Below are 23,395 nucleotides of genomic sequence, written 5' to 3' on the forward strand. Positions count from 1 at the left end.
ACAAATTTTTTATGAAATGCTAATATCCCTTTTTACAAACATATACTAGGGGATTTTGCATGAAATATTTTCGTGTTCATGGAATTTTATTATCTATTGCTTTTTCTTTTCCATTATTATCAGAAGCGAAAACTGTAAATCTCCTTCAACAAGAAGCACATCTTGGCTTTAGTCCTAATGCTGGTGCATTGCAATTGATCGTCGATGCTATTCAAGGTGCTCAAAAAAGTATTGATATGGCTACGTTGTTAATTACCAGTGACTCAATTTACAATGCTTTAATAGATTCCCATAACCGAGGAGTGAAAATACGAATTGTTGTCGATTCAAAATCTGCGAATACCTCAGGCTCTGATGTTCAAAGACTTATTGATAATAATATTGCCGTAAAACTAAACAGTGAGTTTCGTATTATGCATAATAAGTATTTTATTATTGATGGTCAATCTGTTGAAACGGGTAGTTTTAATTATTCTGAAAATGCAGATAAAAGAAATGCAGAAAATGCAATTTTTTTATATAATCAACCAAATATTGCTAAGTTGTATTCGGAAATTTTTGAGAGGCTATTTGCGGATTCCAATAAATTAAATAATGTGTATGATTATAATGAGTATCCAAATGAAATATCAAATTATGATCATTTCAGCATAGAAAATACCTATGAATATTCTGCTAAAAGTAAAAATATGGAGACGAAAATATTTGAAATTGAAAAAGGGAAAGTTGATGTTGCTTTTTCAAAGGCATGTAACTATATAAATGATTCGCAATCTGCTAAAGATTTAGTTTTAAATGTTATTAAAAATTCCAAAAATAGTATTTATATGGCGGCTTATAATTTTTCCGATCCAGACATTATTGCATTTTTAAAAATCGCGCAAAAAAACGGTGTTCAATTAAATATTGTTTTAGATTATAAAGCAAATTATTCAAATTCAGCGGTTGATAATTTAAAAGAATTAGGAGCAAATATTTACCTTAATAAAAAATTTAATATCATGCATAATAAATATATTATATCTGATAATGATACTGTGGAATTTGGAAGTTTCAATTATACTTCTTCGGCAAATGAAGATCAGTGTAATAATGTTTTGGTATTTTATAAACAAAATGACTTAACAAAATATTACATGGAAGATTGGAATATGCTTTATCAGACGTCTAAAAAATAAATATTTTAATTTCCTATTTCTGCTTTGAAAGGATGTCAAATGGCTAAAATTACATTTTTAGGTTTAGGTGCCATGGGAAGTCGTATGGCAAAAAGACTTCTTGAAGCAGAAAATGAAGTGACTGTTTATAATCGTTCCGATGTAAAAGCTGTGCCTCTTAAAAATTTGGGTGCTCATGTTGCAAATTCTCCTAAAAATGCTGTTAAAAATGCAGACTATGTCATTTCTATGGTCACTGATGATTTAGCCTCTAAAGATATTTGGCTTAGTGGAGAAAAAGCGGCTGTTCATGGATTAAAAAAAGACACTATTTTAATTGAATCAAGTACAATATCTTCAGAGTGGGCAAAAGAATTAAATAATCAAATGAGTCAGCATCACGTATTTTTCTTTGAAGGTCCTGTATTAGGCTCTTTACCACAAGCAGAATCGGGTAAATTAATATATTTATTAGGCAGTAATGAAGCTGTACAAAGTGAAAAAGTTAAAAATATATTAAAACCTTTATCGGAAGACATACGCTTTGTGGGAAAGGCGGGAAATGCTGCTGTATTAAAATTAATGATCAATGGCTATCTTCTTTCACAAATTGGAGCCTTATCTGAATTGTTTTTAATTGGAAAAAATTATGGCATTGACATGAGTTTAGCCAATGAGATTTTTCAAGCGAGTCCTGCCACAAGTGCATCTTTAAAAGTTATATTGCAATTGGTTGCAGACAATAATCATGCACCACGTTTTCCTGTGAGACTCATTGAAAAAGATTTGAGATATTTATTAAATATTAGTTCAGAAATAAATGCTACGTGTGATATTGTAAATCGAGTTCATAGTTATTATAAAAAAGCCATTCAAGATGGTTTTGAAAATAAAAACGCCTCTGTGATTGTCAAAAATTAATTCTTATTTATGAATTATTAAATTGAAAATCCAACCTGTAAAACGCGGCGTGTTTCATCAAAAGATTTTAATGCCATGGGATTTGCTGTATAATTAGGGTTTGTAATAATAAAAGAATTTTTTTCAAAGAAGCCGCTAAATCTAAAAATTCCAATTTCAATTCCTCCTCCTACTTTAAATCCACTTTGTTGTGCATAATTAGAAGGTATTGCAGGCCAATCATTATTTGAAAAAAGCCATGAGCCTTCAAAACGCAGTCTTTGTGCAAGGTAGACAATCACTGCGGCCTCCCAATTCCATTCTTCGTAATATTGCCCTTGCAATGGTCTCTGCGAATTTCTGAAATTGATAAATAAGGCAGAGTCCTGTTGATTGCGGCCAAAAAAGCGGAGAGAACCACCAAAAGTATCAATATGGTTTAAATTGCGTGAGGCTTCTTCACGGTGCTCTCCAAAAGCTCCTAAGACAATATTAGGAGTGGGAATTTTCAAAATTCCGGAGATAAAATTATTAAAATATAAGCTTCCTCCATAACCCATTCCTTCCCAAACGGTGCCATCACTTCCATTTGCATTATACCAAACACCATATATAAAAGGTTCCAGGCGTGGTGTATTTTTACCCGAACCATCGCTGTAAAAACGGATTAGTAAATCAGACTGTTTGAGTTTATTTTTTTCGGTAAAATAAGTTGTCAGTGACCAACGTTCTGAATTTCGATCATTTTGTCTTTGAAAGTTTGAAGAACTTTGGGCATATGTAAACTTATTTATGATTAATAATATGGCAAGTATGGAATATTTAATAGATTTATTTATGAATTGATCTTTGTGTTTCAAAGAAATTCTCCTATTGATATTGAATCCGTTTCAACGGATTTTAGAAAAAAAGCATCCTCTTGTTTCAGCTCTATATATTGCGCTAAGGCGAAGCTTATGACATACTCTGAGCTTTGGGTGGATTGAAATACTGTAGCAAATAAATAATTAATCCCCAATAATTTTAAGCGGTAACTATTAAATTCGTAATTGCAGGTGAAACAATGGCAACTTTACTTTCTGGCTTAAGTCAGATTTCAGAAATCCATGCTGACAAAATCGCTCCCTCATCTATTACCATCGCGGGTTGGGTCAGAACCCGTCGAGGTTCTAAAAAGTTTTCCTTTCTAGAAATCAATGATGGGAGCAGTGCCAAATCATTACAGGTCATTGTCGATGCAAGTATCTCAAACTATTCAGAAATTGAAAGACTTACGACCGGTTGTTCGGTTAAAATTCAAGGCAATTTGGTTTTGAGTCCGGGCAAGGGGCAAAAGTATGAAATGCAGGCAACGGAGGTTTCGGTTTTTGGTCTTGCGGATCCGGAAACCTTTCCTTTGCAAAAAAAGGAAATGACTCTGGAATATTTGCGTGAAAATGCACACATGCGAGTCCGAACTTCAACGTACTCCAGTATTTTTAGAATTCGCAGTCGCGTGAGTTTTGCCATTCACCGTTTTTTTGTGGAGCGTGGTTTTTCCTATGTTCATACTCCTATTTTAACCACGGCCGACGGCGAAGGAGCCGGGGAATCCTTTAAGGTAACAAATTTTGATATGGCTAAGGTACCAAAAACCAAACAAGGCCAAGTGGATTTTGAACAAGATTTTTTTGCCGAACCTTCCATGCTGTGCGTGACAGGGCAATTAGAAGGTGAGTTACTCACCATGGGACTCAATAAAATTTATACTTTTGGCCCTACATTTCGTGCTGAGAATTCAAATACCTCACGCCATTTGGCTGAGTTTTGGATGGTAGAGCCTGAAGTGGCTTTTGCTAATTTAGAAGACAATATGTATTTAGCGCAAGACATGATTCGTTACGTTGTTGCTGATGTTTTGGAAAATTGCTCAGATGACATTGATGTTTGTGTTCAAAAAACTCAGAATGACACGCGCGGTTATTTAAAAATGGCGCTTGAAAATCCTTTTATTCGCGTGAGTTATACAGAAGCTATAGATATCTTAAAAAAATCAGGGCAAAATTTTGAAAATCCTTTATTTTGGGGGTGTGATTTAAAGAGCGAACACGAGCGTTACCTTTGTGAAGTTCATTTTAAATCACCTACAATTGTTTATGATTATCCTGAAGAACAAAAAGCTTTTTATATGTATTTAAACGATGATGGAAAAACAGTGCGAGCCATGGATGTTCTTATGCCAGGAATTGGTGAAGTTGTCGGTGGAAGCCAACGTGAAGATCGTGAAAATATTTTAATCGAACGGATGAAAGCCAAAGGAATAGATGCCAGCCATATGGATTGGTATGTTTCCTTACGCCGTTATGGATCTATTCCCCATGCGGGTTTTGGTTTAGGTTTGGAACGCTTAATTATGTGGATTACAGGAATGGGTAACATTCGTGATGTCATCCCATTTCCAAGAACACCAGGAAATTGTAAATATTAAGTTAATTTAATTTCAAAGTGAAGCAAGGAATGAAACAGGAATCACGGCGTTCTATATTTTGCATAGATTTTTTCAACCGTGCTATCTTGTTTCATTTTTTTCAAAGTGGAATTTAATTTTTTAATAAGTTCATCACTCGTACCTAAATTAAATGCTGCATAAAGATCCGTTTTATTAAATGTAAATAATTCTGTTATTTTTCCCGATTTCGCTGTTTTCACAATCCAAGGTCCTAAAGTGGAACCCGATGCCCAGAGATCAATACGACCAGCCTCTAATTTTAATGCGTTTTGTTGATCATTTGTTGAAACATCTAAATTTTTATTTCTTTCAAATCCATTTTTAAGAAGATATTCGGTTACAGCGTCTTCGTTATAGACTCCCACCACATGTTTTTTAGCATCTTCTAAACTTATAATTTTTATAGTCGATCCTTTTTTGGCAAAAAAAACCCAATTATTTGCCACAAGGGGACCTACCCATTTGAATAATTTTTCTCTTTCAGGAGTTCGCGTTGTTGAAAACAATGCGGTATTATTTTGTTTTTGTGTCATATTAACACCTCTAGCCCAGGGATAAATATCAAGGGTATATTCAATTTTTTCACGGCGCATGAGCTCTTGCATAATTTCAGTGGACATCCCTGTTATTTTATCATTTACAAGCATGTTTAGTGGCGGCCTAAAATCTTCTGTAATGAGAGTTAGTTTTGTTGTAGAATAAATATAACTGCTATATATTGTGCTTAATATAAGAAAAAATAATTTTATAAATTTCATAATTTTATTCCTTAAGATAATTAATATTATAAAATTTTAAACTTAATAAAGCGATAATGAAAATGTCAAAATTTTGTGATTATAGTTTTTTTATGAACAGTATTTTATGAACAAGAATTACAAATATGATAAGAAAAATTTTATTTTAATACGGTTGGAGCATATTAAAAAATATGTATTAATGACACAAGTATCTTTTTTTGATTTCTAAATTTAATCTTTTATATATAGTAGATATTTTCTTTCTATCTTGTATGCATTCTAAACTAGATTGATGCACAAATCGTTGTTGAAATAAAAATTCATGTTTAAAATAATTGTGCAAATAAGATAAATTTTCAAGGCTTAATTGCTTAATTTCATTTTCATGATTTGAGTATAATTCAGAAATTTTATATTCCATATATATTCCTCTTTTTCTTCAGATTAAAATCCGAATAATAATATATATTTAATTAAATTTTATTAATTAAATATAATTTTCTTTTAATAGATAGATTTTTTAGTGTCAATTATTTTTTATTATTTAGTTTTTTAAGTATTTTAATTTAATTACACATTTTTTGAGTATTGACAAGGAGGGAAATTAGGACTGAAAATTATTATTGTGTAATTGTTCTTTGTTTTTCAACTTCTGAATAGCTTTTTAATGATAATTTTAAATAAATTATGATTACAATTGACACAATGAATTGACTGCCAAGTTCAAAATAAATCGATTCAAAGTCTTTTTTATAATATGTAAATACGGCAATCGAAAACATATGAAAGGGAAGGAGGGCATGATACATTGCGCTAAATTGAAAGTTTTTAGTATAGATGTCTTTTACAAGAATGAAGCTATAAAAAATAGCGAATATAATTGTAACAAATTTAATCGCATTCCAGCCACACCAGATTAGCATGAGGTTTGAAAAATAGAAGCTGAGCAATGAGTATAAGTTATAATGCTTAACTTTGAAACTCGTATCAAGAGAGCCAGTCCCTCGGGCAAATAGCGCGTATAAAGGAACATAGGACATGGTTAATATAATTAAAGCACACAATATGGTGATCATGTTTTGCCAACCAGAGACATTTAAAATAAAAATTATACCAATAACGTAATTCAATAAGTTTGCAATATATGGTGAACCAAAATTATTTCTGTTTGAAAAAAACTTGGGGAAAATTCTTGATTCACCAATATTGCAAAGAACTCTTGAAGCCGCAATTTTATAGCTTAATCCTGTGCCAAAAGGAGATATTACGGCATCAACATATAAGAATATGCTCATAGACATAAATCCAAAAATAGCGAGCAATCCTGCAATAGGACCCGCATCACCAGCAAAGTTTAAATTTGCCCAACCGTCTTTTAAATATTCCGATGGAACAGAAAGGTTGAAGGTAATTTGAATTAATATGTATATTACACAAGCTATAAAAATAGATCCAAAAACAGCAAACGGAACATTTTTTTGTGGATTTTCCGATTCATTTGCTAAGAAAATAGCAGTTTGAAATCCAATAAAAGAAAATGCGATACCGCATGTTGATATCGCAGTTAATGTGCCACTGATACCGCCACTAAATAAATCGGTTGAAATATTGGCAAGAGCATTCGTAGGATTATTGAATATGACATAGAGGAAAATAAGAGTAACAATAATAGGAATTACAACTTTAAAAATAGTAATTATTTTATTTAATACTCCCACTGTATTGATGGCGAATATATTTATGACAAACATGATGGTCATAAGGCCTATGGAAAGCATTAGGCCATAGGTAGAAAGACCAAAAACCGTGGAATCTGTTTTAATCCATTCAAAATAATTGGAGGCATATTGGACTGTCGCTTGGACTTCAATAGGTGGAATAAGAGTGGTCCAAATCCAAGTTAATAAACTGATTAAAGTTTTGCCTCCTTTTCCAAAAGTGTATCCAGCCGCATCCGAAAGTTCAGGAAATTTTTTATTCAATATAACTTCAGCATATCCTAGAGCAATAATGGTATACATAATACCACCAATAATCCAAGAAATAATACCCGAATTTCCAGCGGCTTTTGCCGTATGGTACGCTCCATATAACCAACCCGATCCAATAATCGAGCCTAGTGATAAGAAGAGTAAATTTATTTTAGTAACTTTATTCATGAGCAATACTTTCCTTATTCTTTTTTAAGAATTAAAAACCAATGCGGCCATCACGCAAGCTATAACAAAATAAACGGTAATATAACATAAGAACTTCTTGTATTATAAAAAAAAACCAAAAGCAATAATTAGTTATTATTTTTAAAAAAAATTTAAAATTATGTAATTTGTATTTGTTTATAATAAATTGTTTTGGATAGCTAAGGATATTTAGAAATATACGATCAGTGCTTTTTCTTCGCTATGATCGTATACATGGTAGGAACGATGAAAAGTGTAAATAATGTTCCTATGGAAAGGCCTGAGGCAATGACAAGTCCTATATTAAATCGGCTTGCTGCTCCGGCGCCGGTTGCAATAATAAGTGGAATTACGCCCAAAACCATAGCTGCTGTTGTCATTAAAATAGGACGCAAACGAACAGCTGCTGCTTTTTGAATTGCAGTAACGAGGTCGCATTTTTCTTTATGCTGTAATTCATTTGCAAATTCGACCATTAAAATACCGTGTTTTGTTATAAGACCAATTAAAGTAATTAAACCAATTTGAGTATAAATATTAATTGTCGCCAATCCTAAATTGAGTGGAATTAAAGCGCCGCATATTGCCATAGGAACACTCACCATAATGACGAGGGGATCGCGAAAACTTTCAAATTGCGCCGCCAGAACAAGAAATATGACGAGCAAGGCAAAAGCAAACGTCGCTACTAACGCGCTGCCTTCAAGCTGTTCGGTGCGCGTATCTCCTGAAAAATCGTAAGACATACCATAAGGCATAATGCGATCTGCAGTTTTAATTAAAAATTGAATTCCCGTCCCAGTGGTTTGTCCGGGGCGCATCACTGCACTAAATGTTGCCGAATTTAATTGTTGAAATTGATTTAAAGTATTTGGTTCTGTTGTTGTTTTATATTTCACAAAATTTGATAAGGGAACAAGAGAGCCACTGCTATTGCGCACATAAGCTTTATCTAAATCGCTTGCATTGCTTCTATTCTCATCTTTTAATTGAGGAATAACTTGGTAGCTTCTGCCATTCATGCTGTACAGATTTGTGTAACCACCACTTAGCATTGTGGCAAGAGTATTACCAATTGTTTGCATAGTTATGCCCATTTCAGTGGCTTTTAGTTTATCTATTTCGACATTTAATTGCGGTGATTCGTAGCTTAAGTCACTATCTACAACAATAAATAAACCACTTTTTTTAGCTTCTGCCTTTAATTCTTCCATAACACTATACAATATTTTATAATCATCTGTTGTTTTTAAGACAAATTGCACAGGAAAACCACTAGAACCCGTAGGTAAATCGGGAAGGGCAACAATAAATGATTTTACTCCTGCAATTTGTGATAAATCTTTTTGAATAAGAGGCATTACTTTTTGTGCAGAACGTTTGCGATCTTCCCAAGGTTTAAATATAAATCCTGATATGGCTGCATTTTCTGTTCCCATGCCATTGACATTAAAACTTGCCGCGCGTTCTTCATATTTTAAGAAAACTTTATCAATTTCTTGGGTAAATTTTTCAAGATAATGAACATTTGAATATTGAGGAGCTGTGGTAATTGTAATTAAAAATCCTTGATCTTCTTTGGGTGCCAATTCCTTGGGAGTTAAAATAAATAAAAAGTAAACACTGACTAAAATGACACTACCAAAAAGTAACACAATAGGTTTGGAATCAAGGACTGTTTTTAATGTTCTTTCATATTTGAGTTGCATGCGATCGAGCTTAACATTAATCCATTTGACAAATTTTATATCAGCTTGTTTATTATTTAATATTTTTGAACACATCATGGGAGATAATGTTAATGCAATCACTCCTGAAACAATAACCGATGCTGCTAAAGTTAATGCAAATTCTTTAAATAAAGCACCCGTTAATCCTCCCATTAAACCAATGGGAGCATATACTGCTCCTAAGGTAATAGTCATAGTAATAACAGGAACAGCAATTTCACGTGCGCCTATTAATGCGGCTTCGAGTGGGGCTTTTCCTTCTTCAATATGGCGCTGAATATTTTCAACAACTACAATGGCATCGTCCACAACGAGTCCTATGGCAAGAACCATCGCCAGTAATGTTAAAAGATTAATAGAGTATCCTAAAACGAGCATAATGGAACAAACGCCAATGAGCGATAATGGAATAGTTACGATAGGGATACTAACAGAACGAATCGAACCCAAAAATAAGAAAATAACTAAAATAACTATTATTGTTGCTTCTAATAGTGTTTTAATAACATCTCGAATTGATGCAGAAATAAATTCAGTAGAATCGTATACCATGACTTGATTTAAAGAGGGTGGTAAAACTTTTTGAATGTCAGGAAGAACTTTACGAACATCTTTAATGACTGTTAAGGGATTTGCTGAAGGAACGGCTTGAACGCCAATAAACACACCTTTATTGCCATTAAAAGTAACAGATGAAGAATAACTTTGAGATCCTAATTCCACATCGGCAACATCGCGCATGCGAATTAATTTCCCTTTATTTTGCTTTATAACTAATTCTTTAAATTCTTCCTCAGCGTGTAAATCTGTTTCGGCGCTTACATTTGTTATGGTATATTGACCTTTTAGTTGTCCCGCAGCGGATAAATAACTATTTGCTCTAAGAGCCATACTGACATCATCAGCGGTAATCCCTAATGCCGCCATTTTTTCCGGGCGTAACCAAATGCGCATGGCAAAAGGATTTCCACCTAAAATATCAGCGCTAGAAACTCCTGAAACCGATTGAATTTTAGGCTGCACTACGCGGCTTAAAAGATCGTAAACTTGAGGCCCTGTCATTTTTTCGCTGGAATAGCTTATATAAGCCAAAGCGATATTACTTCCTGTTGATTTTGTAATTACGGGATCGTTGGCTTCTTTTGGAATTAAGGCACGTACGGCATTGACTTTTGCTGAAATATCACCAAAAGCTGTTGTGGAATTAAAATTTAATTTTAAATGTATATCTATTTTACTGACACCTTGAGAACTTGAAGAATTTATATAATCAATTCCTTCTGCAGAAGAAACAGAAGTCTGAATAGGTTGTGTGATAAATCCCTGCATGAGCTGTGCATTGGCGCCAGGATAAGTTGTTGTTACTGTAATAACTGTGTTTTCAACTTTAGGGTATTGGCGTAAATCTAAATTAAAAATTGATTTTAAACCAACCATAAATATAAGAATGCTAACCACAGTGGCGAGTACGGGTCTTTGGATAAAAATATCTGTAAATTTCATTTTTTTCCTCTGCGAGCTCAATTAATTACAAATTGACAGAATTATTAATTGCGATTGCAGAACCATCTACAAGTTTTAGCTGTCCACTGCTTACAACAACATCTCCTGCTTTAATTCCTTCGAGTATAACAACAGAATTATCACGTTTTTCTCCTGTTCGGACAAAAACTCTTTTCACAGTTCCGAGTACTTCTCCCGTATCCGATTTTTTATCGCTTAAAGTAACAAGAAAGGCGGAGTCTCCATACAGTGTATATGTAATTGTTGTTTGAGGAAGTACAATTGAATTTGGGATAATAGGGAGTGCTACTTTTACATTTACAAACATACCGGGTAACAATTTATTCTCAGAATTATCAATTGTTGCTTGTGCTTGAATTGTTCTGGTTGTTTCATCAATTTTAGAATCGATGGCAGTTATTTTACCTTTAAAAATTAGATTTGGAAAAGCATCAACAGTGACAATAACATCTTGGGTTAATTTCACCTTATTTGTGTCTTGTTGTGGCAAAGTAATTTGTGCATATAAGGCATGTGAAGTTTGTAAACTGGCACAAGCATATCCTGCAGAAATATATTGACCAATGTTAACTTGTCTAATTCCTATTTTTCCGCTGAAGGGGGCACGAATTAGTTTTTTTGCAATTAAAGTCTTTACATTTTCATAATTAGCTGAAAATTGTTTTACTTTAGTTGCGGAATCGTCAACTGAGGATTGTGATGCCGCTCCTTGTGAAAAAAGTTGTTTTGATCTTTTGTCGTTAACTTGCGCCAGTTGCAGTTGTGCAGCAATCTCTTTGAGCTGTGCTTGTTCTGAGGAGTCGTCTAATTGAATTAAAGGATCCCCTTTGTTTATAAACTTACCTGAGTCAAAATAAATAGCTTTAACCTGACCCGATGTTTCGGCGCTGATATCAACACCATTAATAGCACTCAATGAACCCACGGAGTAAAGATAAGGTTGCCAATCTTCTGATTTCGCAGTGGCAACAGAGACGACTTGGGGAGGAGGAACGAAATTGGAAAAGAATTTATTTATTTGAAACTGGATAAAAAAATGCCAACCAAAAATACCACCAAAAACAATGGCTAAAATCAGGATTGTTAATTTCATACGTTTAGACATAGATTTCCTCATGTGCATATAAAGATCTAGAATTCATTCATATACGTAAAAACGATTGCCATCAATAGTAGCGAGGGATCTGATTTGACATAAAGTTTATTAAAAATTTGATTCATGAAAATAAGTATTTAATACAAATTCATAATATTCGGTTAAAGTTTAAACTTCAACCGAATTATTTGATTCCATGGCTGCTTTTAAAATTTTATCTTGTTCAATAAAATGTTGTTTTTCTAGGCCGACTGCGGGAGTCGCTCTCCGAGTTCTGCCAAAATAAGTTAAGGGAACAGCAAATCCAGCTTTTTTGATAATTTTATCGAGTTCATGACGAATATAACTCCATGCTCCCATATTGGCTGGTTCTTCTTGAACCCAAGCAATACTTTTTACATTTTTAAAGCGTGACAATATATTTGCTGCTTTATCGGAATGTAATGGATAAAGTTGTTCAATACGAATAATAGCAATATTTTCTGCCTTGTTTTTATGTTCTTCTTTTTCAAGTGTATCAAAAAGATCAAGAGCAATTTTTCCAGTACAAAATAAAACTTTTTCAACTTTATTTGCTTTTGTAATGCGAGAATCATCAAGAATTTCTTCAAAATTTCCTGTTGCTAATTCTTCAATTGTGGTGGCAGCACGAGGGCTTCTTAAGAAACTCTTAGGAGTCATTAAAATAAGCGGTTTTCTAAAATCGCGCAAGACTTGTCTACGGAGCGCATGATAGATTTGTGCGGCGTTGGTAAAGTTACAAACTTGCATATTGCCGTCGGCACAAAGTTGTAAAAATCTTTCTAAACGAGCGCTGGAGTGTTCTGCTCCTTGGCCTTCCATTCCATGAGGTAACAAAAGGACAAGACCTTGTGTTTGAGCCCATTTTGTTTCACCTGATGCAATAAATTGATCGATGAGAACTTGAGCCCCGTTGGCAAAATCTCCAAATTGTCCTTCCCATAAAACAAGTCCTTTAACTTGCCTTACAGCATAACCATATTCGTACCCCATTGCTGCTTCTTCTGAAAGAAGAGTATTAATGACCTCAATTTTTGAGTTTTCAGTTGCACAGGCATCAATTGATGTAAAATGATTACCATTTTCAAAATCAATTAAAGTAACATGACGGTGGGAAAAGGTGCCGCGTTGTGCATCTTCGCCTGCTAAACGAATGCTGTAACCTTCATTAAGTAAGGTTGAGTAAGCAAGTAATTCTGCCATACCCCAATCTAATTTTTTGTTACCATCCGCCATTTCTTTACGTTCAGCAACAATAATGCGTGCTAATTTTGGATTTGGTGTAAAGGTGGCAGGGATGTCACAAATTTTCAATGCAAGTTCTTTTAATTTTGTAACAGGCAACTGTGTTTTTGCAGGCTGCAGCATATCTTTTTCGGTGGCAAGCTTTAATTGAGCTGCATCACGAAGAGGTAAAAACTGTTCTATTTTTAAATGATCTTTTTTCACTTTATCGTAAACAGCATTCATTTCTGCACGATAATTATTATAAATTGTTTTTAATTCTTCCTCAATAAAATTATGCGTTGATGTTAAATATTTAGCATATTCATCGTAGGGAGCAGGTTTATCTTTAATGACTTTATAAAGAATAGGTTGAGTAAATGTAGGCTCATCCGTTTCGTTATGGCCATGTCTTCTAAAACAAACAAGATCAATATAAAAATCTTTTTTGAATTTAAATCTATAATTCGCAGCCATAATCATTAAATTATGTAGCACATCTAAATAATCGGCATTGATATGAAATACAGGAGATCCTGTTACTTTAGCAACGTCGGTACAATAAGTTGATGATCGTGAGTCCGTGGGATCTGTAGTAAACCCGACTTGATTATTAGCAACAATGTGTAAAGTACCACCAATTTGATATCCATCAAGAGACATCATTTGTACATTTTCAAAGACAATTCCTTGCCCTGAAAAAGCCGCATCACCATGCAAAACTATGGATACCACTTTAGAATTGTCGCCTTTATAATAAATTTGTTGGCGTGCGCGGCTGTCTCCCATAGCGACACAACCTACATATTCCAAGTGACTGGGATTAAAAGGCATGGAAACGGTCATTTGATTGCCAAAGCGCGTTTGTCTTTGTGATTCATAACCATAATGGTATTTCACATCACAATCACCGTGAAGACCCTCATGAGGATAACCTTCAAATTCTGTTAATAATCTTTCAAGTGGTTTGCCAATAACGTTGACTAAAAAGTTCAAGCGGCCGCGGTGTGCAATGGCCACAGAGCATTCTGCAGCACCTAATTTTGCACATTCTTCCATGTAGCTTTCAACAGCAGGAAATTGAGCATCGGCGCCCTCAATACTAAATCTTTTTTTACCAATGTATTTTGTCGCAATGGTTTTTTCTAAGGAGTCGGCACGAGCTAATTCTTGGTAAATGCTTTTTTGTACATCTTTTCCAACGGGCGCATATATTTTAGCAAATTCAGCTTGCAACCATGCGCGCTCTTCAGGAGATTCAATATGCTCGATTTCAGCGCCGACAACACCCGCAAATCTTTTTTCAAGTTCTTTTGCGAGATCTTCAAATTTCATAACATCAAGACCTAATAAAATTCCTGCCGATGTCTTTCTTGAGAAATCGCTCTTAGCGATGCCATATAATTCAGGAGATAAGGTAGGTGCTTTTTTAGGCTCAAGACCAAGTGGATTTGTTTTTGCTTGCAGGTGACCATGGGACTTCCATGCCTGAACATAGGCTGCGACCTTAAATTCAAAAGAAAGCACATCCGAACTAATAGAGTCTGCATGAGATGTTTCGCTTGATTTTGCAGGAGCATCGCCCATATTTTTTAAGAGTTCATCGAAGTGGGCAACGTCTTTAGCAAGGGCGGTTGCCGTTCCAAAACCTTCATGAAATCCTTCAAAATAGGAACGCCACTCAATTCCTACAGAATTCGGATCAGAGCTATATCGAGCAAACATCTCTTCAACATACCCTGCATTATTTTGAAAAACAGAATTAAAATTACCACTCATAATTGTCGCAAGTCCTTATCAGGAAAGTAAACAGGAATGCAAATGCACAAGCCCCAGGTTTCCTAGCCTGGCGGCATATGTTTCTCAGACTAACAAATTTAATCGGGTATAAACAATTTTTCTTCATCAGAATCGTAAACAATTAAATTTGCATAACGACACCACTTTAAAAGAGTTTGAAATTGGACATCATGATCTTCAAAAGGGAGCATCATAACAATTTGCTCAATTGCAATATCTGCTTCTAAACCGCTTTCACCCGAATTTTTAACAAGTTCATAAATAGAATAAACAACGGGAAGTTTTAAAATAGCGTTACGCATCATTTTACCACGAACTTCAGCATCATGTTCTGATGCAAAAAGTCGCCCCTCGTCAGTTAACACAACGCGAATTCCAGGTGTAATAATAAAACCTAGTGTTTCCGCAGCAGCAACGGCAGGTAGTACCTGGTCGACGCTTTGTCCCATGTCTTCACAAAGATCATATAAGTCAGTGGTTTCCACTTCTGTGCTCAAACGGCTTACAAGTCCCTCTACAAGTGTCAAATTTGTATTGATGAGAGGCTTTATACGACGTTGTTTTGAAGTGGGTGAATTGTTTTTTGTCAGTTTGTTTTCGGGTTCACTCACTTTATCATGAGTGGAAATGACCATCCTATTTTTATTGAGATTATCAATTTGTTTTTGTCTGGATTGGACATCTGTTGTTGTATTTTCGAATTCATTTTCATCTGTTACTTTATCGAGGTGGAGCTGACCAAATGCTTTTTCGAGCTGCTCTTCAATTTCTTTATATTCAGGTGAATTTGGCATGCGCGGTCTGGGTAAATTGATTTCAATTGATCTAAAAATTGTGCCCGGATTAGATGATAAAATTAAAATTCTGTCAGCCAATTGCAATGCTTCTTCAAAACGGTGTGTGACAAGAACGCAGGAGCGGATTTTTCTGTCGGGTTGCGCCCAAAGACGTACCAATTCGGCGCGAAGGGATTCACTTGTTAAAGGATCGAGAGCGGAAAAGGGCTCGTCCATGAACATAATCATCGGGTCGGAAACCATGGCTCTCGCAAGACTTACGCGTTGCCGCATGCCACCGCTTAATTCGCGAGGAAAGGCGTCTTCAAAGCCTTTTAAACCTACCATTTGGATAATACGATCAATTCGTATGTCCTGCTCTTGACGTGTAAGTTTAGGCATGGAAACAGCAATATTTTCACGAATGGACATCCAAGGGAAAAGAGCAAAATTTTGGAAGACAAAAGCACTTAATTGCATATTTTCTGGAGAAGGTGTGGCATAACTTACGGTGCCTCTATCGGGATTGATAAGACCCGCCATACAACGTAACAAAGTTGATTTTCCTGAGCCGGATAAACCTACTAAGGCTAAAAATTCGCCATCATAAATGTCTAAATGAATACCCTCGAGTACAGTGAACATATTGCCACTGGGGCGTCTGTAATCCTTACAAAGGGAGCGAACAGAAAGAATGATTTTCTTTTTAGACATAACTTCAATCCTTAACTCGTTCAGCATAAATATGCAATGTACGCCAGACGGTTCTATTTAATATCACTAAAGTAACAACAATGCAGATGATCGCTGCTATAAGTTTTTGGTAATTTCCTTCTGCAGATGCTGTGGCAAGTTCGGCACCAATGCCAAAAGAATGCATGGAACCTCCTGGATAATCCACAATTTCAGCTACCATACTGGCATTCCACGCGCCACCCGCGGCGGTAATCCAGCCTGTGGCAAGTGAAGGTAAAATAGCTGGAAAATATAATTTACTGAAGCGATGCCACAAAGAAAATTTATATATTTGTGTGACAAATTTAAGATCAGCCGGAATGCGAGATGCCCCACCGATGACATTAAATAAAATGTACCATTGACTTCCTACGCACATCAGTAATGTGGCATTTAAAAATGAGGGCATTTTTAAAAATGTAAAACATAATGTGAGTAGGGGAAAAAGAACGGGTGCAGGGAATGCTGCCAAATTTTGTATAATGGGTTGAAAAAAACGCTCTAATTTTGGATTTAAACCAAGCCATAAGCCTACAGGGACAGTCCAAAGTGTGCTAATAATAATCACACAAAAAACTTTAGCTCCTGTGAAAAAAACGGCATGAATGAGAGTAAACCAATCTTTATTTGATAAAGATGCTAAGGATTGACCAAATGTTGGTAGTTTAGGTAACAAAGTAAATACAAGGCCACCAATGGCAAAAGTGGCAATCAATGATAATAATGAAGAATGCTTAATTTTATTAACATTGGCATCAGAAAACCAATTTTTGGGACTGATGATTGTGCCCCATTTATCAATATTATCAATTAAATATTTACGAGTGGCACCGGTTTCTTGAATTCCTGCTTTAGGGAATAAAAATAAAATACTTCTTTTAAAAAAATTAGATATGATATCAGGAATACTTGTTTGTTTAATGATACTTAAAAACCAACTTTCCTCAACCATGGCTTTACCATCATCACTATCGCGAAAACGTGTTACCCAAGCTATGAGAGGTTTCCATAAAAAGAGATCTGTTCCCACAATAATTATGAGTAGTGTAACAAGAGCGACAGAAAAATTTAAATAATTTCCTGTTGCAAAAGTTTCTGAAATATAACTTCCCAAACCAGGTAAACGAAAATCTTTATTTCCTAAAGTAAATGCTTCACATGTGGTGAGAAAAAACCAACCTCCCGCCATTGACATCATTCCATTGTAAATTAAAGGGCGATATCCGTTAGGTAAGTCAACAAAAAAGAATTTTTGAATTTTAGAGAGACGATATATTTTGGCAACTTCATTAAATTCAGGCTGCAATGTACGTTGTGATTCATAATAGGCAAATGCCAAATTCCAAACTTGCCCTGTAAAAATGGTTAAAATGCAAGCAATTTCTAATCCCCAGCGGCTGCTGTGAAAAACAGAAATCAATGCCAACACAAAGCCTGGTAAAAAAGCAACTACGGGAAGACTTTGTAAAACATCGAGGAGGGGAATTAAAAAGCGTTCTAATGTTTTATTATTTGCTGCCAGAGTTCCATAAATAATAGCAAAGATATAGCTTAAAATGAGAGCAATAAGGCTTCTTATTAAAGATAAAAGTGCATAACTTGGTAGTGAAGATAGTGAGGAATCAATTTGTGTTTTTTCAACATAGCTCGCGCTACCTATGCTATATAAATTAGCAAACCCCATTCCTATTACGATAACAACAAATACGACAATAACATCGGCTCTAATTAAAGCACCGCGGGTTGCTTGCACTTTTGCAAATTGTGTCATGCTCACCTCTTGGATGGAATGAAAACAAGCCCCATTTGGGTTAACTTCATTTGTAAAGCATAATGGCTGATGAAAAAGCAAGGTATTTGAAAACAATTTGTTATAGCTTTTGAATTTCGCGTGCTAAGGTATAGATATAAGTTGGTAGAGTTTCTAAGACAAACCCTTTTTCATTTCTTTTTGGATATTGTGGGAACAGAATATAACCGTCAAAAGGCGCATAAAAAAATTTTCCATTGTGATTTTTTCCTAGTGGGGTATTTTTTTTAATTTTTTGAAGATTTTGATAGTCCTCAATTAATGATTTATCTGGTGTTGAAAATATTTCAGAATGTTTAATTTCAAGAAAAGTAAAATCTTTATTTTTACGGGCACATTTTGATAATTCTTTTCTTTTCAGGAAGATATCATCCATAATAAAAAGCGCTTTTTTCATAGCATTTAAACAAATTATTTCTGCGTTTTTATGAATTCCTTGTTCTCCTAATTCTAGGGTAATCCCTGCCTTGCTTAAAAAACGCATAAATTCATCGGAACACATTCCTTCTGGTGAGTACGGCTTTTTTATTTTTCGAGTGACAAAAATATTGCTGTTCCCAATGGCTCTTGCCCAAAGGTAACTTTTTTCGTGCATTGAAAAAATATAAAAGGGTTCGAGACTCGGCTTTGTCGTTTGGTGAAAATCGACAAAAACATCGGCATCTAATAATAACTTTTTTATTTCAGTAGCGCGCTTGCCTTCTAAGGTGTTTTCATGTGGACCTTTATTTCCAAAGCTGCGGTTCAAATCGTATTCTAAAAATCGAATATTTTTTAAGCAGGCTTTTTTATTACCCAGTAATAAGGTAACTTTTCCACCATAATTGATTTTTTTATTTGCAAGCAGTTTCGCAATTTCAAGAAGAGCAGGGAGCGATCCTGTTTCATTACCATGGATGATTCCTGAAAAGACAATATGCCCCTTATGTTTGCTAAAATTAAAATTTAAACTGTCTGGAATACAGCCTGGATATTGCTTTTCTAAGATTTCAAAATCAGAGAGATATTTTTTAATCACCTTATTTTTACCGCTATTTAAATACGAGCGAATGTTTGAATTATCTTGAATCTTTAATTCATTGTCAATTATTCTGAATTTATATTTAATCCAAAATTTTTTCAGTGGTTAAAAAAAAATTACTAAAACTTTATAATTTTAAAATTAAAGTCATTTTTTTATAGATTTAAAAAATAATTTTTGATATTTGTATAATCCTTGGCCGTGGGGGGATTTTTTTTTACATGCTTGGCATTATTTTAATAAGCTTGAGATGCTTTTTCATTTTTGCAATCTTCTTTTTACTAAGTTTTGTATTTCTTTTCGTATTTTTAATTCGGTTTAGAAATAAAAATAACAATGTTCTTTTTGGCAGAGCATTTTCTTATATATCAATGAAAATTTTGCGTATAAAAATTGAATTTAGAGGAAAACGTCGCATTTTAAGAAACAGAACAGCTGTTTTTATTGCAAATCATCAATCCTTCTTTGATTTAATTATTTTTGGTGCTATAGTCCCTAAAAATACTTTGATTATCGGGAAGAAATCTTTAATTTGGTTTCCTCTTTTTGGGTGGGTCTTCTATTTGGCAGGCAACCTGTATTTGAATCGAAAGAACCATCAAAAGGCTATGGGAACCATGAAAACTGTAGATGTCGCTTTACAAGAAGGATCCTCTCTCTGGATTTTTCCAGAAGGCACACGCAGTCATGGCAGGGGTTTAAAGAGCTTTAAAAAAGGTGGTTTTTATGCTGCTCTGCAAAATCAGGTTCCTCTGCAACCCCTCGTTGTATCTACATTTAAAAATGCTCTAGATTTTTCAAAATGGTCTCCCGGTCGTGTTGTAGTCGAGGTTTTAGATGCTATTCCGACCCATGGTCATGGAATGGATGACATTTCTGACATTATGGATAAGGCTTACAATGTGATGAAGAATAGAATTGCATTTTTGGATAAAGAATTAAAATGAATTTTAAAAATATGTTTTTTAGATTGTGTTCACTAAATCTAATTTCTTAAATAAATAAAAGCATCTTATTTTAAAATAAGATGCTTTTATTTATAAAAAAATACAGAATTATTAATTAACGAATTACAATTCCATTTTTAGCGCAATAAGCTTCAATACCGATTTTATTTACAGTACGTAGTGCGCTTGTGCTAAGACGAACTTTTACAAATTTGCCTAGGCCAGGAGCGTAAATGCTTTTGGATTGTAGGTTTGGAAGAAGGCGAACTTTGGTTCTATTTTTTGCATGGGATACGCGGTTGCCAACAAGACCGCTTTTACCAGAAAGTTCACATACACGTGACATAAAGAAACCTCCAAGAACTTTAATATTTCAAGAAAAATAATATAGCATACAAAGGACTTATATAAAGCCTATGGTTAGCCGTAAGCTTAAAGCCTTTAACAGGATTTCAATCGGGATGCAAGGCTTTAGCGGCGCCTGTTCAAGATTCTTTTAACATATTGACATATTCAATTTGCGAGCCATATTCGCAAAGGAACGATTATAAATTCCTTTGGCTGAAAAGTCACGGGCGTTAAGAGGGTATCATGGAAGACAAGAAAAATAATAAGTTATCTAAAATGAATAATGAGAACATAGAAGAGCAAAGCGACTCTCTTAGTGAGGATACTGAGCAGCTCCCTGTGGTAGTAGACAAAAAAATCCGTGTCATTGCAAAAAAGCCAAAAGAGAACGTTAATAAAGCAGAAAATGAAAAACAGGCTCCTCGCATTTTAAAGATAGTTCCTGTTAAAAATATTGTCCTTTTTCCTCATAACGTCTTGCCTTTTGCGGCAGGAAAAGAGTGGACCACGGAAGCTGTCGACAGAGCTGTCCGGATTGGTGGCAAAATTGGAATTTTGGCTCAAAAAAATTCTGATGCAGAATCGCCTCTACCCGAAGATCTCTATGAAATTGGGACAGAGGCAAAAATTTTAAAGATTATGCGTTTTCCCGATGGTTCTGGTGGAGCTGTTGTGCAAGGCGTGAGACGCTTTCGTATTTTAAATTACGTGAATGCAGAAGCAGAGCATCTTTCGGCAGAGGTGGAGTTTTTAGAAAATGAAACCTTAGAACAAGAAACGCGTTTGGAAGTGGTTGCTTTGGGTAAGGCGATGAAGCAACTTGTGCAAAAAGCAATTTCTTTGTCTCCTAATATTCCTTCAGAAGCGAATTTATTCATTGAAAATGTGCAAGATGCGGCTTATTTAGCAGATCTTATCGTCCCCTATTTGAGTATGGATTTTCAAGTAAAACAGTCTCTTCTTGAGACGGATGATCTGGAGTTGCGCTTGCGCCAAATACATGCAAGTCTTACCAAAGAAATTGAAGTGCTTGAAATTTCTAATAAAATTAACTCTGATGTCAAGTCTGAAATGGGCAAGCAGCAACGCAAGTACTTTTTAAAGGAACAGCTCCGGCTTCTCCAAAAAGAACTTGGTGAAATAGACGGAAAACCTCAGGGCAGTCCGGCCAGTGAACCTTCCGATTTCCATGAACGTATTGCAAATAGCAAAATGAGTGATGAGGTGAGAGAAATCGCCGTACGTGAAGTGGAGCGTATGGGCATGATGATGCCCGGTTCACCCGAATATATGGTAAGCCATAATTACGTTACATGGTTATTGGACATTCCGTGGCAAATATTTACAGAAAACGAAATCAACTTAAAAGAAGCGCAAAGTGTATTGGATAAAGATCACTACGGTCTTGCCAAAGTCAAAAAGAGAATCCTCGAGTTTCTTGCCGTTTGTGCCTTAAAAAACGCTTTAAAAGGTCCTATTTTATTATTTGTAGGCCCTCCTGGAGTGGGTAAGACGAGTTTGGGCAAATCTATTGCGAAAGCTTTAGGACGGAAGTTTATGCGCATTGCCTTAGGTGGGGTGCGTGATGAATCTGAAATACGTGGACATAGAAGAACTTACATCGGGAGTATGCCTGGTAAAATTGCCGATGCGCTTAAAAAATCAGGTTCTATGAATCCTGTCATCTTATTGGATGAAATTGACAAATTGGCTGCGGATGGCAGAGGAGACCCCGCCAGCGCTTTACTTGAAGTCCTTGATCCGGAACAAAATCATACCTTCACAGACCATTTTTTAAATGTGCCTCTTGATTTAAGTAAGGTCTTTTTCATTGCTACAGCGAATAACTTAGCTACAATTCCTTCTCCATTAAGAGATCGTATGGAAATAGTTGATTTGAGCAGCTATACCCTCGAGGAAAAAGAGCATATTGCTTTTGATCACTTGTTACCTCAAGTGATTGATGATCATGGCATGAGCAATTTGGTCGATTTAAAAATTCAACCAGAAACCATGCGTCGTATTATTCAGCTTTACACACGTGAGGCGGGTGTTCGTCAGTTGAAAAGAGAATTGGCTGGAATTGTCCGTGGACTTGCGCGGGAATGTGTGGAAGCGGGAATGAAGCAACAGGAAACAGAATCCGAGCAAAATCAAACTGATGAAATAAAAGTAGAAATAAAACCGTTAATAAAAGAAATTAACATTGAAACAGTTAAAAAACTCATTGGAAACTTTCCCTTTAACGATAAAAAACGTCCTGAAATTTTGCCTATTGGTGTTGCAACGGGATTGGCATGGACTCCCAATGGAGGAGATGTGCTTTATATAGAAACCGCAGCCAGTTCTCCTGGAACCGGAAAATTTGGTTTAACGGGACAATTGGGCGATGTCATGAAAGAGTCTGTCCAAACGGCCTTTGCTTATATTCGTTCTCATGCGGAATCTTGTGGCGTGAATGCGAAATCTGTGGGTAAAAAAGATTTACACGTTCACTTTCCTGAAGGGGCAGTTAAAAAAGATGGTCCTAGTGCAGGAGTTGCTACCTTTTTAGGAATTGTCAGTCAGTTTACGGGAAAACCTATTGCGTCCGATTTGGCTATGACGGGAGAAATTTCCTTACGTGGGGATGTGCTCCCCGTGGGTGGCATTAAAGAAAAGTTGTTAGCGGCTCATCGCTATGGAATTAAACAGGTTTTAATTCCTCATGAGAATGAGCACGATCTCGATGAAATACCTCAAGAAGTATTGAAAGAAATGCGCGTTGTTCCTGTATCAAACTTAAATGAAGTTCTTAAAATTGCCTTTGGCAAATCTAAAAAATCGGCGGAAAAAGTATTGGCAAGTAAAATTGCTTCTCATAAAAAATCAGGTCGCTCCCTGAATGCGAGGTCTTAG

At 35.2% G+C, this 23,395-nt stretch carries 16 protein-coding genes; 5 read left to right on the forward strand and 11 right to left on the reverse strand.

Annotation, left to right across the window (positions count from 1 at the left end; genetic code table 11):
• The first annotated feature begins 59 nt into the window (after positions 1–59).
• The gene (locus AXG55_RS06535) at positions 60–1,178 is read left to right on the forward strand and encodes a phospholipase D-like domain-containing protein (protein ID WP_148697325.1); all 1,119 of its coding nucleotides are present in this window, start codon (positions 60–62) and stop codon (positions 1,176–1,178) included.
• A gap of 39 nt (positions 1,179–1,217) precedes the next feature.
• Positions 1,218–2,078: an NAD(P)-dependent oxidoreductase gene (locus tag AXG55_RS06540; RefSeq protein ID WP_148697326.1), complete on the forward strand. Its 861-nt coding sequence runs from the start codon at positions 1,218–1,220 to the stop codon at positions 2,076–2,078.
• Between the two features lie 17 nt (positions 2,079–2,095).
• On the opposite strand, the gene AXG55_RS06545 is transcribed toward AXG55_RS06540, so the two are convergent.
• Positions 2,096–2,917, reverse strand: a complete 822-nt coding sequence (locus tag AXG55_RS06545; RefSeq protein WP_148697327.1) for a hypothetical protein — start codon at positions 2,915–2,917, stop codon at positions 2,096–2,098.
• Between the two features lie 203 nt (positions 2,918–3,120).
• Here AXG55_RS06545 and asnS point away from each other — a divergent pair, with 203 nt between their 5' ends.
• Positions 3,121–4,524 (forward strand): asparagine--tRNA ligase, encoded by a 1,404-nt coding sequence (gene asnS / locus AXG55_RS06550; protein ID WP_148697328.1) that lies wholly within the window; start codon positions 3,121–3,123, stop codon positions 4,522–4,524.
• Between the two features lie 41 nt (positions 4,525–4,565).
• On the opposite strand, the gene AXG55_RS06555 is transcribed toward asnS, so the two are convergent.
• The 9 genes from AXG55_RS06555 to AXG55_RS06595 all read right to left on the reverse strand — a co-directional run bounded on the left by AXG55_RS06555 (position 4,566) and on the right by AXG55_RS06595 (position 19,199).
• A complete protein-coding gene (locus tag AXG55_RS06555; protein ID WP_148697329.1) occupies positions 4,566–5,303 on the reverse strand; it encodes a substrate-binding periplasmic protein in 738 nt (245 codons plus the stop codon).
• Positions 5,304–5,481: 178 nt separating this feature from the next.
• Positions 5,482–5,706: a hypothetical protein gene (locus tag AXG55_RS06560; RefSeq protein WP_148697330.1), complete on the reverse strand. Its 225-nt coding sequence runs from the start codon at positions 5,704–5,706 to the stop codon at positions 5,482–5,484.
• A 199-nt stretch (positions 5,707–5,905) separates the two neighbouring features.
• A complete protein-coding gene (locus tag AXG55_RS06565; RefSeq protein ID WP_148697331.1) occupies positions 5,906–7,444 on the reverse strand; it encodes an APC family permease in 1,539 nt (512 codons plus the stop codon).
• Between the two features lie 224 nt (positions 7,445–7,668).
• The gene (locus AXG55_RS06570; RefSeq protein WP_148697332.1) at positions 7,669–10,698 is read right to left on the reverse strand and encodes an efflux RND transporter permease subunit; all 3,030 of its coding nucleotides are present in this window, start codon (positions 10,696–10,698) and stop codon (positions 7,669–7,671) included.
• Positions 10,699–10,723: 25 nt separating this feature from the next.
• The gene (locus tag AXG55_RS06575; RefSeq protein WP_233231425.1) at positions 10,724–11,824 is read right to left on the reverse strand and encodes an efflux RND transporter periplasmic adaptor subunit; all 1,101 of its coding nucleotides are present in this window, start codon (positions 11,822–11,824) and stop codon (positions 10,724–10,726) included.
• Between the two features lie 159 nt (positions 11,825–11,983).
• Positions 11,984–14,839, reverse strand: coding sequence for a 2-oxoglutarate dehydrogenase E1 component (locus tag AXG55_RS06580; protein WP_148697334.1), 2,856 nt, complete (start codon positions 14,837–14,839; stop codon positions 11,984–11,986).
• A 98-nt stretch (positions 14,840–14,937) separates the two neighbouring features.
• On the reverse strand, positions 14,938–16,350 hold the full coding sequence (locus AXG55_RS06585; RefSeq protein ID WP_233231426.1) for an ATP-binding cassette domain-containing protein: 1,413 nt from the start codon (positions 16,348–16,350) through the stop codon (positions 14,938–14,940).
• 4 nt (positions 16,351–16,354) lie between these two features.
• The gene (locus AXG55_RS06590) at positions 16,355–18,142 is read right to left on the reverse strand and encodes an ABC transporter permease subunit (protein WP_148697336.1); all 1,788 of its coding nucleotides are present in this window, start codon (positions 18,140–18,142) and stop codon (positions 16,355–16,357) included.
• 100 nt (positions 18,143–18,242) lie between these two features.
• On the reverse strand, positions 18,243–19,199 hold the full coding sequence (locus tag AXG55_RS06595; RefSeq protein ID WP_233231427.1) for a succinylglutamate desuccinylase/aspartoacylase domain-containing protein: 957 nt from the start codon (positions 19,197–19,199) through the stop codon (positions 18,243–18,245).
• Positions 19,200–19,573: 374 nt separating this feature from the next.
• Between AXG55_RS06595 and AXG55_RS06600 the strand changes: the two genes are divergently transcribed.
• Positions 19,574–20,149, forward strand: coding sequence for a lysophospholipid acyltransferase family protein (locus AXG55_RS06600; RefSeq protein ID WP_233231428.1), 576 nt, complete (start codon positions 19,574–19,576; stop codon positions 20,147–20,149).
• A gap of 115 nt (positions 20,150–20,264) precedes the next feature.
• Here the strand turns inward: AXG55_RS06600 and rpmB are convergent, their stop codons facing one another.
• Positions 20,265–20,495, reverse strand: coding sequence for a 50S ribosomal protein L28 (gene rpmB, locus AXG55_RS06605; protein WP_148697339.1), 231 nt, complete (start codon positions 20,493–20,495; stop codon positions 20,265–20,267).
• A 245-nt stretch (positions 20,496–20,740) separates the two neighbouring features.
• Between rpmB and lon the strand changes: the two genes are divergently transcribed.
• Positions 20,741–23,395 carry an endopeptidase La gene (gene lon / locus AXG55_RS06610; protein ID WP_148697340.1) on the forward strand — a complete coding sequence of 885 codons (2,655 nt, stop codon included), beginning with the start codon at positions 20,741–20,743 and terminating at the stop codon, positions 23,393–23,395.

This window comes from Silvanigrella aquatica (assembly GCF_001907975.1).
Lineage (GTDB): Bacteria > Bdellovibrionota_B > Oligoflexia > Silvanigrellales > Silvanigrellaceae > Silvanigrella > Silvanigrella aquatica.

What these genes read in the sequence shown, in the direction of transcription:
- AXG55_RS06575 (WP_233231425.1), bottom strand. Translation starts at nt 11,824, where the DNA reads ATGTCTAAACGTATGAAATTAACAATCCTGATTTTAGCCATTGTTTTT.
- AXG55_RS06540 (WP_148697326.1), top strand. Translation starts at nt 1,218, where the DNA reads ATGGCTAAAATTACATTTTTAGGTTTAGGTGCCATGGGAAGTCGTATG.
- lon (WP_148697340.1), top strand. Translation starts at nt 20,741, where the DNA reads ATGGAAGACAAGAAAAATAATAAGTTATCTAAAATGAATAATGAGAAC.
- AXG55_RS06580 (WP_148697334.1), bottom strand. Translation starts at nt 14,839, where the DNA reads ATGAGTGGTAATTTTAATTCTGTTTTTCAAAATAATGCAGGGTATGTT.
- asnS (WP_148697328.1), top strand. Translation starts at nt 3,121, where the DNA reads ATGGCAACTTTACTTTCTGGCTTAAGTCAGATTTCAGAAATCCATGCT.
- AXG55_RS06585 (WP_233231426.1), bottom strand. Translation starts at nt 16,350, where the DNA reads ATGTCTAAAAAGAAAATCATTCTTTCTGTTCGCTCCCTTTGTAAGGAT.
- AXG55_RS06560 (WP_148697330.1), bottom strand. Translation starts at nt 5,706, where the DNA reads ATGGAATATAAAATTTCTGAATTATACTCAAATCATGAAAATGAAATT.
- AXG55_RS06555 (WP_148697329.1), bottom strand. Translation starts at nt 5,303, where the DNA reads ATGAAATTTATAAAATTATTTTTTCTTATATTAAGCACAATATATAGC.
- rpmB (WP_148697339.1), bottom strand. Translation starts at nt 20,495, where the DNA reads ATGTCACGTGTATGTGAACTTTCTGGTAAAAGCGGTCTTGTTGGCAAC.
- AXG55_RS06535 (WP_148697325.1), top strand. Translation starts at nt 60, where the DNA reads ATGAAATATTTTCGTGTTCATGGAATTTTATTATCTATTGCTTTTTCT.
- AXG55_RS06565 (WP_148697331.1), bottom strand. Translation starts at nt 7,444, where the DNA reads ATGAATAAAGTTACTAAAATAAATTTACTCTTCTTATCACTAGGCTCG.
- AXG55_RS06570 (WP_148697332.1), bottom strand. Translation starts at nt 10,698, where the DNA reads ATGAAATTTACAGATATTTTTATCCAAAGACCCGTACTCGCCACTGTG.
- AXG55_RS06590 (WP_148697336.1), bottom strand. Translation starts at nt 18,142, where the DNA reads ATGACACAATTTGCAAAAGTGCAAGCAACCCGCGGTGCTTTAATTAGA.
- AXG55_RS06600 (WP_233231428.1), top strand. Translation starts at nt 19,574, where the DNA reads ATGAAAATTTTGCGTATAAAAATTGAATTTAGAGGAAAACGTCGCATT.